This is a genomic window from Pantoea sp. Ft-CA_14 (assembly GCF_024520875.1).
GTDB lineage: Bacteria > Pseudomonadota > Gammaproteobacteria > Enterobacterales > Enterobacteriaceae > Pantoea > Pantoea agglomerans.
This window is the reverse complement of the sequence record NZ_JALNPM010000008.1, coordinates 80,866-93,010: the sequence shown is the minus strand read 5'-3', so window position 1 is coordinate 93,010 and position 12,145 is coordinate 80,866. Positions and strand designations below refer to the sequence as shown.

General features: G+C 56.6%; 10 protein-coding genes. All 10 read left to right on the top strand.

Annotated elements, in window-relative coordinates:
- Position 1 precedes the first annotated feature (1 nt).
- The 10 genes from nuoE (at position 2) to nuoN (ending at position 12,112) form a co-directional block, all read left to right on the top strand.
- A complete protein-coding gene (nuoE, locus tag NR195_RS13615; protein WP_010258066.1) occupies positions 2-517 on the top strand; it encodes an NADH-quinone oxidoreductase subunit NuoE in 516 nt (171 codons plus the stop codon).
- 2 nt (positions 518-519) lie between these two features.
- Positions 520-1,860, top strand: coding sequence for an NADH-quinone oxidoreductase subunit NuoF (gene nuoF / locus NR195_RS13610; RefSeq protein WP_029519446.1), 1,341 nt, complete (start codon positions 520-522; stop codon positions 1,858-1,860).
- Between the two features lie 112 nt (positions 1,861-1,972).
- Positions 1,973-4,696 carry an NADH-quinone oxidoreductase subunit NuoG gene (gene nuoG, locus NR195_RS13605; RefSeq protein ID WP_256844616.1) on the top strand — a complete coding sequence of 908 codons (2,724 nt, stop codon included), beginning with the start codon at positions 1,973-1,975 and terminating at the stop codon, positions 4,694-4,696.
- Complete coding sequence (nuoH, locus tag NR195_RS13600) at positions 4,693-5,670, top strand: NADH-quinone oxidoreductase subunit NuoH (RefSeq protein WP_003854240.1); 978 nt, start codon at positions 4,693-4,695, stop codon at positions 5,668-5,670. The genes nuoG and nuoH overlap by 4 nt, the downstream gene beginning before the upstream one ends.
- A gap of 11 nt (positions 5,671-5,681) precedes the next feature.
- The gene (gene nuoI / locus NR195_RS13595) at positions 5,682-6,224 is read left to right on the top strand and encodes an NADH-quinone oxidoreductase subunit NuoI (protein WP_003854239.1); all 543 of its coding nucleotides are present in this window, start codon (positions 5,682-5,684) and stop codon (positions 6,222-6,224) included.
- A 10-nt stretch (positions 6,225-6,234) separates the two neighbouring features.
- Positions 6,235-6,786: an NADH-quinone oxidoreductase subunit J gene (gene nuoJ / locus NR195_RS13590; protein WP_010258075.1), complete on the top strand. Its 552-nt coding sequence runs from the start codon at positions 6,235-6,237 to the stop codon at positions 6,784-6,786.
- Positions 6,783-7,085 carry an NADH-quinone oxidoreductase subunit NuoK gene (gene nuoK, locus NR195_RS13585; RefSeq protein WP_003854236.1) on the top strand — a complete coding sequence of 101 codons (303 nt, stop codon included), beginning with the start codon at positions 6,783-6,785 and terminating at the stop codon, positions 7,083-7,085. Before nuoJ ends, nuoK begins: the two co-directional genes overlap by 4 nt.
- Positions 7,082-8,917: an NADH-quinone oxidoreductase subunit L gene (nuoL, locus tag NR195_RS13580; protein ID WP_010258078.1), complete on the top strand. Its 1,836-nt coding sequence runs from the start codon at positions 7,082-7,084 to the stop codon at positions 8,915-8,917. Before nuoK ends, nuoL begins: the two co-directional genes overlap by 4 nt.
- Positions 8,918-9,127: 210 nt before the next feature.
- Positions 9,128-10,648, top strand: a complete 1,521-nt coding sequence (gene nuoM, locus NR195_RS13575; RefSeq protein ID WP_010258081.1) for an NADH-quinone oxidoreductase subunit M — start codon at positions 9,128-9,130, stop codon at positions 10,646-10,648.
- 6 nt (positions 10,649-10,654) lie between these two features.
- A complete protein-coding gene (nuoN, locus tag NR195_RS13570) occupies positions 10,655-12,112 on the top strand; it encodes an NADH-quinone oxidoreductase subunit NuoN (RefSeq protein WP_010258083.1) in 1,458 nt (485 codons plus the stop codon).
- The last annotated feature ends 33 nt before the right edge of the window (positions 12,113-12,145 follow it).

Here is a 12,145-nt window from a genome sequence, read left to right as displayed (position 1 = left end):
TATGCACGATCAACACATTGCCATTAAAACGATCGACCCTAACGAGGTCTTCGTGCTGAGCGCGGAAGAGCATCACGCCATTGAGCACGAAAAACACCACTATGAAGATGCGCGTGCAGCCTCGATTGAAGCGCTGAAGATCGTGCAGAAACAGCGCGGATGGGTGCCGGACGGCGCTATCAATGCGATTGCCGAGGTACTGGGTATCCCGGCGAGTGATGTTGAAGGTGTGGCGACATTTTACAGCCAGATCTTCCGTCAGCCGGTTGGCCGTCATGTGATCCGTTACTGTGACAGCGTGGTCTGTCATATCACCGGTTATCAGGGCATCCAGTCAGCACTGGAACAGCAACTGAATATCAAACCGGGTCAGACCACTGCCGATGGCCGCTTTACACTGCTGCCAACCTGCTGTCTGGGTAACTGCGATAAGGGGCCAACGATGATGGTGGATGAAGACACGCATGTGCATCTGACGCCGGAAGGCATCCCTGGTTTGCTGGAGCAGTATCAATGACAATTAAACAGATCATTCGCACTGCAGAAACGCATCCGCTGACCTGGCGGATGCGTGACGACAAGCAACCTGTCTGGCTTGACGAATATCGCAGTAAAAACGGCTATGCCGGTGCGGAAAAAGCGCTGAAAAGCATGTCGCAGGATGAAATCGTTGCGGCAGTCAAAGATTCAGGCCTGAAAGGGCGCGGCGGTGCGGGCTTCTCCACCGGGCTGAAGTGGAGCCTGATGCCGAAAGATGAGTCGATGAATATCCGTTACCTGCTGTGTAACGCCGATGAGATGGAGCCGGGCACCTATAAAGACCGCCTGCTGATGGAGCAGATGCCTCACCAGCTGGTGGAAGGCATGCTGATCAGCGCCTTTGCGCTGAAGGCTTACCGTGGCTATATCTTCTTACGTGGCGAATACATTGAAGCCGCGGTGCATCTGCGTCGTGCGATTGCTGAAGCGACGGAAGCGGGCTATATCGGTAAAAATATTCTCGGTACCGGCTTTGACTTTGAGTTGATTGTCCACACCGGCGCAGGTCGTTATATCTGCGGCGAAGAGACGGCACTGATTAACTCACTGGAAGGTCGTCGTGCTAATCCGCGTTCGAAACCGCCATTCCCGGCGAGTGCGGGCGCGTGGGGCAAACCGACCTGCGTGAACAACGTGGAAACCCTCTCCAACGTTCCGGCGATTCTGGCCAACGGCGTGGAGTGGTACAAAAACATCTCTAAAAGCGAAGATGCCGGTACCAAAATGATGGGCTTCTCCGGACGGGTTAAAAATCCCGGCGTCTGGGAGCTGCCATTCGGTATCACCGCACGTGAAATCCTTGAAGATTATGCGGGCGGTATGCGTGACGGACTGAAGTTCAAAGCCTGGCAGCCCGGCGGGGCAGGGACTGACTTCCTGACCGATCAGCACCTGGATCTACCCATGGAATTTGCCAGCATCGGCAAAGCGGGCAGTCGTCTGGGTACGGCGCTGGCGATGGCGGTCGATCACGAGATCAACATGGTCTCGCTGGTGCGTAACCTGGAAGAGTTCTTTGCCCGTGAGTCGTGCGGCTGGTGTACACCGTGTCGCGATGGCCTGCCGTGGAGCGTAAAAATTCTGCGTGCGCTGGAGCAGAAGCAGGGTCAGCCAGGCGATATCGAAACCTTACTGCAACTCTGCCGTCAGCTTGGCCCGGGTAAAACCTTCTGCGCGCACGCGCCGGGTGCGGTTGAGCCCCTGCAGAGTGCGATTAAATATTTCCGTGAAGAGTTTGAAGCCGGCATGGCACCGCAGGTGTTTGGCAATACCCGCGCCATTGGCGGGATCCAGCCAAACCTGCTGAAAGCGCGCTGGTAATTCGTCGAAGAACACGGAACAGGCCTGGTGCCGCCGCCCCGACAATGTCGTGCGTCGGGGCAAGAATATGATTAACGCTCGTCTCTGACGAGCCTTACGGAAGCATGTCACTATGGCTACAATTCATGTAGACGGTAAAGAGTATGATGTGAACGGAGCGGACAACCTGCTACAGGCATGTCTCTCTCTGGGCCTTGATATTCCTTACTTTTGCTGGCATCCGGCGCTGGGAAGCGTTGGGGCCTGCCGCCAGTGTGCGGTAAAGCAATTCCAGAATGCCGAAGATACCCGCGGCCGTCTTGTCATGTCCTGCATGACGCCGGCCTCTGACGGCACATTCATCTCCATCGATGATGGCGAAGCGAAAGAGTTCCGCGAAAGCGTGGTGGAGTGGCTGATGACCAACCACCCGCACGACTGTCCGGTGTGTGAAGAGGGCGGTAACTGTCACCTGCAGGATATGACAGTAATGACCGGCCACAGCTTCCGCCGCTATCGCTTCACCAAACGTACCCACCGTAATCAGGATCTCGGCCCGTTCATCTCCCATGAGATGAACCGCTGTATCGCCTGTTACCGCTGCGTGCGTTACTACAAAGATTATGCCGATGGCAAGGATCTGGGTGTCTACGGCGCGCACGACAACGTCTACTTTGGTCGTCCGGAAGATGGCACGCTGGAGAGCGAATTCTCCGGTAACCTGGTTGAAATCTGCCCGACCGGCGTCTTCACCGATAAAACGCACTCCGAACGCTATAACCGTAAATGGGATATGCAGTTTGCGCCGAGCATCTGCCAGCAGTGCAGTGTGGGCTGTAACACCAGCCCGGGTGAGCGTTATGGTGAGTTACGCCGTATCGAAAACCGTTATAACGGCACCGTAAACCACTATTTCCTGTGTGACCGTGGCCGCTTTGGCTATGGCTACGTGAACCGTAAAGATCGCCCACGCCAGCCGATGCTGCTGCGCGGCAACGACTGGGTGACGCTGAACGCAGAGCAGGCGGTCAATGCCGGTGCAGATTTGCTGCGTCAGGCGAAAAAAGTGATCGGTATCGGCTCGCCGCGCGCCAGCATCGAAAGTAACTTCGCGCTGCGTGAACTGGTCGGTGCAGAGAACTTCTCTACCGGCATGCCAGCGGGCGAGCAGGCCCGGCTTGAACTGATGCTGAAAATCCTGCGTGAGGGCGGTATCTATACGCCATCGCTGCGTGAAATTGAAAGCTACGATGCGGTGCTGGTGCTGGGCGAAGATCTGACCCAGGTGGGCGCACGCGTGGCGCTGTCAGTGCGTCAGGCCGTGAAAGGCAAAGCGCGCGACATGGCTGCGGCTCAGAAAGTGGCAGACTGGCAGATCGCCGCGATCCTGAACATCGGTCAGAATGCGAAACATCCGCTGTTTATCACTAACGTCGATGAAACCCGTCTGGATGATATCGCGGCATGGAGCTATCGCGCACCGGTTGAAGATCAGGCGCGTCTCGGTTTCGCTATCGCCAGTGCGCTGGATGAAACCGCTCCGGCAGTGACCGATTTCGACAGCAAACTGAACGGCAAAATGGATGTCATCGTGCAGGCGCTGGCCGGCGCGAAAAAACCGTTAATTATTTCCGGGACCCATTCCGGCAGCAGCGCGATGATCGAAGCGGCTGCCAACGTGGCCAAAGCGCTCAAAGCGCGCGGTGCCGACGTCGGGATTACGCTGCTGGCGGGACACGCCAACAGTATGGGTCTTGGCCTGATGGGCGGCAATCCTCTGGAGAGCGCGCTGGAGCAGCTGAGCAACGGTGAAGCCGATGCGCTGGTGGTACTGGAAAATGACCTCTATCGCCATGCACCGAAAGCGCTGGTGGATGCGGCGCTGGCCCAGACCACTAACGTGATTGTGGTTGATCATCAGCGCACCGCGACGCTGGAGAAAGCGGGTCTGGTGTTATCAACCGCCAGCTTCGCCGAAAGTGATGGCACCTCGATCAACCATGAAGGCCGCGCACAGCGTTTCTTCCAGGTTTACGATCCTTCTTACTATGACAACAACGTAGTGATGCTGGAGAGCTGGCGCTGGCTGCATTCGCTGCACAGCACGCTGAAAAGCCGTCACGTCGACTGGACGCAGCTGGACCACGTGATCGATGCGGTGGTCAGTCATCTGCCACAGCTGGCCGGAATCAAGGATGCGGCACCGGATGCCAGCTTCCGTATTCGTGGACAGAAACTGTCGCGTTCACCGCACCGTGCCAGTGGCCGTACCGCGGCGCGCGCCAATATCAGCGTGCACGAACCGCGTCAGCCGCAGGATCAGGACACGATGTTCGCCTTCTCAATGGAAGGGAACAACCAGCCAGGCGCACCGCGTTCGCAGATTCCGTTTGCCTGGGCACCGGGCTGGAACTCACCGCAGGCGTGGAACAAGTTCCAGGTTGAAGTGGGCGGCAAACTGCGTAATGGCGATCCGGGTGTACGGCTGTTTGAAGCCAGCGCAGCCAGTCTGCCCTGGTTCAGCAACGTTCCGGCGGCATTCGTCAGTGAAGCGCAGTGGCGCGTGGCCCCTCTCTACCAACTGTTTGGTAGCGAAGAGATGTCACAGCGTTCACCGGTCTTCCAGCAGCGTATGGCACCGCCTGCACTGGTGATTAACCCGGAAGATGCAGCGAAGCTGGGCGTCAACAATGGCGCGGCGGTTGAGTTCATCTGTGCCGGTGAGACAGTGCGTCTGCCGGTCCGTTTCTCGGCGTCACTGCAGGCGGGACAGATTGGTCTGCCGCTGGGCATGCCGGGCGTTCCGCCATTCCTGGCGAACGGTAAAATCGACACTCTGCAGGAGGCGGCGCAATGAGCTGGTTAACACCGGACGTTATCGACATTCTGCTGGCCATTGTTAAAGCCATCGTGATTCTGCTGGTGGTTGTGGCCTGCGGCGCGTTCATGAGCTTCGCCGAGCGTCGTCTGCTCGGCCTGTTCCAGAACCGTTACGGACCAAACCGCGTAGGCTGGGGCGGCTCGCTCCAGCTGGTAGCGGACATGATCAAAATGTTCTTTAAAGAGGACTGGGTTCCGCCGTTTACCGACCGCTTTATCTTTACCCTTGCGCCGGTTATCGCCTTTGTTTCACTGCTGCTGGCCTTTGCTATCGTGCCGGTTTCGCCAACCTGGATGGTGACAGACCTGAATATCGGTCTGCTGTTCTTCCTGATGATGGCGGGCCTTGCGGTCTACGCGGTGCTGTTTGCCGGCTGGTCGAGTAATAACAAATACTCGCTGCTGGGCGCGATGCGCGCCTCGGCGCAGACCCTGAGCTACGAAGTGTTCCTGGGTCTGTCGCTGATGGGTGTGGTAGCGCAGGCGGGCTCGTTCAATATGAACGATATCGTCAACAGCCAGACGCACCTGTGGAACATCATTCCGCAGTTCTTCGGTTTCGTGACCTTCTGTATTGCTGGCGTGGCGGTGTGTCACCGTCATCCGTTTGACCAGCCAGAAGCGGAGCAGGAACTGGCGGACGGTTATCACATCGAATATGCCGGTATGAAGTTCGGCCTGTTCTTTGTCGGCGAATATGTGGCGATCACCACCGTTTCAGCGCTGATTGTGACGCTGTTCTTTGGTGGCTGGCACGGCCCATTCCTGCCGCCGTTCATCTGGTTCGCCCTGAAAACGGCGTTCTTTATGATGATGTTCATCCTGATTCGTGCTGCGCTTCCGCGCCCACGCTACGACCAGGTGCTGTCATTCGGCTGGAAAGTGTGTCTGCCGTTGACGCTGTTGAACCTGCTGGCGACTGCCGCAGTGATTCTCTACACAGCGCCGTAAGGGGTTAACAAATGACTTTGAAAGATATTGTCGTAGGCTTTGGCACGACAGTTCGCAGTATCTGGCTGATCGGGCTGCACGCCTTCGCCAAACGTGAAACTCAGATGTATCCGGAAGAGCCGGTTTATCTGCCACCCCGCTATCGTGGCCGTATCGTATTAACCCGCGATCCGGATGGTCAGGAGCGTTGCGTCGCCTGTAACCTGTGTGCGGTTGCCTGCCCGGTTGGCTGTATCTCGCTGCAGAAAGCCGAAACCAAAGATGGCCGCTGGTATCCGGAGTTCTTCCGCATCAACTTCTCACGCTGCATCTTCTGCGGCATGTGTGAGGAAGCCTGTCCGACCACGGCGATTCAGCTGACCCCCGATTTCGAACTGGGTGAGTTTAAGCGTCAGGATCTGGTGTATGAGAAGGACGATCTGCTGATTTCGGGGCCGGGTAAATATCCGGAGTACAACTTCTACCGCATGGCAGGTATGGCGATTGACGGTAAAGATAAGGGCGAAGCAGAAAACGAAGCGAAGCCTATCGACGTCAAAGGCTTATTACCTTAAGGAGCAAGGCATGGAATTTGCGTTTTATCTTTGCGGGCTGGTGGCGGTGCTGACGACGTTGCGCGTCATTACCCACACTAATCCGGTACATGCGTTGCTGTACCTGATCGTTTCGCTGTTATCGATCGCGGGCGTCTTCTTCTCTATGGGAGCCTATTTTGCCGGTGCGCTGGAGATCATCGTCTACGCCGGTGCCATTATGGTGTTGTTCGTCTTCGTGGTCATGATGCTGAACTTAGGCAAGCAGACCGAGAAGCAGGAGCGTGAGTGGCTCAGCCCTTCACTGTGGATTGGCCCGGGTATCGTCTCGTTGCTGCTGCTGGTCGTAATGGTCTACGCCATTCTGACTGCCAACGATCAGGGCATCGATGGCACCATCATCGACGCCAAAGCGGTCGGCATCAGCCTGTTCGGTCCTTACGTACTGGCGGTTGAACTGGCCTCAATGCTGCTGCTGGCGGGTCTGGTCGTGGCGTTCCATATCGGTCGCGAGGAGCGTCAGGGCGAAGTCCTGAGTAACCGTAATGCTGACGCCGCTCAGGTGAAAAAGGAGAACGCATGATCCCGTTACAACATGGATTGATTCTTGCTGCCGTGCTGTTTGTCCTTGGACTGACGTCGCTGGTAATACGCCGCAATCTGCTGTTTATGCTGATCGGCCTTGAAATCATGATCAACGCCGCCGCTTTAGCCCTGGTGGTTGCCGGGAGCTATTGGGGTCAGGCCGATGGACAGGTGATGTATATCCTGGCGATCAGCCTGGCGGCAGCGGAAGCCAGTATTGGTCTGGCACTGCTGCTTCAGCTCTATCGTCGTCGTCAGACGCTGAACATTGATACTGTGAGCGAGATGCGCGGATGAATCTTCTCTATTTAACTGTCTTGTTTCCGCTGATCGGCTTTCTGCTGTTAGCGTTTTCGCGCGGTCGCTGGTCAGAGAACCTGTCGGCCACGATTGGTATGGGATCCGTGGGTCTGGCGGCCCTGACCACGGCGATGGTCGGTTTTGACTTCTTCGCCAACGGTCAGCAAGCCTACACGCAGGCGCTCTGGACCTGGATGCATGTCGGCAACTTCGACATGAAGGTGAACCTGACGCTGGATGGCCTGTCGCTGACCATGCTGTCTGTCGTGACCGGTGTCGGTTTCTTCATTCACATGTTCGCCTCCTGGTACATGCGTGGAGAAGAGGGCTACTCCCGCTTCTTCGCCTACACCAACCTGTTTATCGCCAGCATGGTTGTTCTGGTGCTGGCCGATAACCTGATGCTGATGTATCTGGGCTGGGAAGGGGTAGGCCTCTGCTCTTATCTGCTGATCGGTTTCTACTACAGCAATCCGGAAAACGGCAAAGCGGCGATGAAAGCGTTCATCATTACCCGCGTGGGCGACGTCTTCCTGGCATTTGGTCTGTTCATCCTCTACAACGAGCTGGGCACGCTGAACTTCCGCGAGATGATGGAGCTGGCACCTGCGCACTTTGCCGCAGATAACCATATGCTGCAGTGGGCAACGCTGATGCTGCTGGGTGGCGCGGTCGGTAAATCGGCTCAGCTGCCGTTACAGACCTGGCTGGCAGATGCGATGGCTGGTCCGACACCGGTTTCGGCACTGATCCACGCCGCGACCATGGTGACAGCAGGTGTCTACCTGATTGCCCGTAGCCACGGTCTCTTCCTGCTGACGCCGGAAGTGCTGCATCTGGTCGGGATTATCGGGGCGATTACCCTGGTGCTGGCAGGCTTTGCCGCGCTGGTACAGACCGATATTAAACGTGTTCTCGCTTACTCCACCATGAGCCAGATTGGCTACATGTTCCTGGCGCTGGGTGTTCAGGCGTGGGATGCAGCGATTTTCCATCTGATGACGCACGCCTTCTTTAAAGCGTTGCTGTTCCTCTCTTCGGGTTCAGTGATTCTGGCCTGCCATCACGAGCAGAACATTTTCAAAATGGGTGGCCTGCGTAAGAGCATTCCGCTGGTCTACACCTGCTTCCTGGTGGGCGGCGCGGCGCTGGCGGCACTGCCGCTGATTACGGCGGGCTTCTACAGTAAAGATGAGATCCTGTTTGGCGCACTGGCTAACGGTCACATCAACCTGATGGTTGCGGGTCTGGTGGGGGCGTTCCTGACCTCTATCTATACCTTCCGTATGATCTTCATCGTGTTCCACGGCGAAGAGAAAATTCATGCGCACGCCGGTAAGGGCATTACCCATCATCTGCCGCTGATTGTGCTGCTGCTGCTCTCCACCTTTATTGGTGCGCTGATCACGCCGCCGCTGGCAGGTGTACTGCCAGCCAATGAGTTCGGTGAAGCGGGCAAAGTGGGACTTGAAATCACCTCGGGCGTTGTAGCGATTGTCGGCATTCTGATCGCTGCCGCGCTGTGGCTGGGCAAACGTGAGCTGGTTACCCGTATCGCAAACAGTGCACCAGGCCGTTTCTTCGGCACATGGTGGTTTGCGGCCTGGGGCTTCGACTGGCTCTACGATAAAGTGTTCGTCAAACCTTATCTGGGTATTGCGTGGCTGCTGAAGCGCGACCCACTGAATGGCCTGATGAACCTGCCTGCACTGCTGTCACGTATTGCCAACAAAGGCCTGGTAGTCAGTGAGAATGGCTACCTGCGCTGGTACGTTGCGTCAATGAGTGTGGGCGCCGTGCTGGTGCTGGCTCTGCTGCTGGTGATTTAAAGATTGATGAGCGGGGCAGGTTAGCTAATCTGCCCATTGAGAATGTCAAAAATTGTCCTGAGCAAGGGCGTTATCGTCGCGGCCAGTTTGGTTACCGCCAGCGCACAGCAACCGGAGCATACCGAGGTATGTGAGGATTGCGAGCACTGCCGGGAGCCAAAATGGCAAGTAAGATAGCCCGAACTAAGACAAAGAAAAGGGAAGTGTGCCGTGTTATTACCTTGGCTAATTATCATACCCTTCGTCGGTGGTCTGATCTGCTGGCTCACTGAGCGCCTCGGCGCGAAGGTGCCACGCTGGATCGCACTGATCACTATGGGGCTGACGTTGGCGCTTTCACTGCAACTCTGGTTGCAGGGAGGCTATTCACTGACGCAGGCAGCGGGCATTCCGCAGTGGCAGTCAAGTTTCTCCGTTCCGTGGATCCCACGCTTCGGCATCAGCTTCCATTTAGCCATTGATGGCCTGTCGCTGCTGATGGTGGTGCTGACCGGCCTGCTCGGTCTGATGGCGGTGCTCTGTTCCTGGAATGAGATTTCAAAGTATCAGGGCTTCTTCCACCTGAACCTGATGTGGATCCTGGGCGGCGTAATCGGTGTTTTCCTCTCCATCGACCTGTTCCTGTTCTTCTTCTTCTGGGAAATGATGCTGGTGCCGATGTACTTCCTCATCGCGCTCTGGGGTCATAAAGCATCGGACGGCAAAACCCGTATTTCCGCCGCGACCAAATTCTTCATCTATACCCAGGCTTCAGGTCTGGTGATGCTGATTGCGATTCTGGGCCTGGTGTTTGTCCACTACAACGCGACTGGCGTCTGGACATTCAACTACGAACAGCTGCTGCAGACCCCAATGTCGAGCGGTGTTGAATATCTGCTGATGCTGGGCTTCTTTATCGCCTTTGCGGTGAAGATGCCGGTGGTACCGTTGCACGGCTGGCTGCCGGATGCGCACAGTCAGGCACCAACGGCTGGTTCTGTCGACCTGGCGGGTATCCTGCTGAAAACCGCAGCTTACGGTTTACTGCGTTTCAGTCTGCCGCTGTTCCCGAATGCGTCAGCCGAGTTTGCGCCAATCGCCATGTGGTTGGGCATCATCGGTATCTTCTACGGTGCCTGGATGGCCTTCTCGCAGACTGATATCAAACGTCTGATTGCTTACACCTCGATTTCGCACATGGGCTTTGTGCTGATTGCCATCTACACCGGCAGCCAGCTGGCGCTACAGGGCGCGGTGATTCAGATGATTGCGCACGGTCTCTCCGCTGCAGCACTCTTCATTCTGTGTGGTCAGCTGTATGAGCGTCTGCATACTCGTGATATGCGTCAGATGGGTGGCCTGTGGTCGCGCATCAAATGGATTCCGGGTCTGTCGCTGTTCTTTGCCGTTGCCAACCTCGGTATGCCAGGCACCGGTAACTTCGTCGGCGAATTTATGATTCTGACCGGCAGCTTCCAGGTGGTGCCGATGATTATCATCATCGCGACCTTTGGTCTGGTGTTTGCCTCGATTTACTCGCTGGTGATGATGCAGCGCGCTTATTACGGCGAAGCGAAATCGAAAGATCCGCTGCCAGGCATGTCACCGCGTGAGTTTATGACCATCGGTGTTCTGGTGGTGCTGCTGGTGCTGCTGGGCGTCTATCCACAGCCGATTCTGGATACTTCGCACGCTGCCATGAGCAATATTCAGCAGTGGTTTACCGCTTCAATTTCAACTACAAGGCCGTAATTCGCCATGACAATAACTCCTCACCAATTGATTGCGTTGCTACCGCTGTTAATCGTCGGATTGACGGTGGTGGTTGTGATGCTGTCCATTGCCTGGCGACGCAACCACTTCGTTAACGCCACGCTAACGGTAGTTGGCCTGAACCTGGCGCTGCTCTCGCTCTACTTTGTCGGTCAGGTCGGAGCGATGGATGTCACGCCGCTGCTGCGCGTCGATGGCTATTCGATGTTCTATACCGCGCTGGTCATGCTGGCGAGTCTGGCGACCTGTACCTTTGCCTATCCATGGCTGGCGGGCTTCCCGGACAACAAAGATGAGTTCTACCTGCTGGTGCTGATTGCGGCACTTGGTGGCATCGTGCTGGCCAGTGCTAACCATCTGGCTTCGCTGTTCATCGGCATTGAGCTGCTTTCGCTGCCGCTGTTTGGTCTGATTGGTTACGCCTTCCGCCAGAAACGTTCACTGGAAGCCGCACTGAAGTACACCATTCTTTCGGCGGCGGCCTCGTCGTTCCTGCTGTTTGGTATTGCGCTGATCTACGCCGACTCCGGTAACCTGAGCTTTGTGGCGCTGGGCCAGAGCCTGACTGACAGCATGATCCACGAGCCACTGCTGCTGGTGGGTCTGGGTATGATGATTATCGGTCTGGGCTTTAAGCTCTCACTGGTTCCGTTCCACCTCTGGACCCCCGATGTTTATCAGGGTGCGCCTGCGCCGGTTTCAACCTTCCTGGCCACCGCCAGCAAGATTGCTATCTTCGGTGTCATCATGCGTCTGTTTATGTATGCGCCGGTGACCGACAGCGAAGCGGTGCGCACAGTGCTGGCCATGATCGCCTTCGTGTCGATTCTGTTCGGTAACCTGATGGCGATTTCGCAGAGCAACATCAAGCGTCTGCTGGGTTACTCCTCTATCGCCCACCTCGGTTATCTGCTGGTGGCACTGATTGCGGTGAAAGATCATCAGCTGTCGCTGGAAACGTCGGGCGTTTACCTGGCCGGTTATCTGTTCAGCAGCCTGGGCGCGTTTGGTGTGGTGAGTCTGATGTCCAGCCCGTATCGTGGCCCGGATGCTGACTCGCTCTACTCCTATCGCGGTCTGTTCTGGCATCGTCCTATCCTGTCAGCGGTGATGACGGTGATGATGCTGTCACTGGCGGGTATCCCGATGACGCTGGGCTTTATCGGTAAATTCTACGTTATCGCTTCAGGCGTCAGTGCGCACCTGTGGTGGCTGACCGGTGCTGTAGTCGCGGGTAGTGCGATTGGCCTCTACTACTATCTGCGCGTGACGGTGAGTCTCTACCTCAGCCCGCCAGAACTGCATACCCGTGATACCCCGGCTAACTGGGCATTTACGGCCGGTGGTGTGGTAGTACTGATTTCTGCCATTCTGGTGCTGCTGTTAGGGGTTTACCCGCAGCCGCTGATCAGACTGGTGCAGATGGCTCAGCCGCTGATGTAAGCGCGTTGCTGCGACTGACGAATCAGGCCTCCG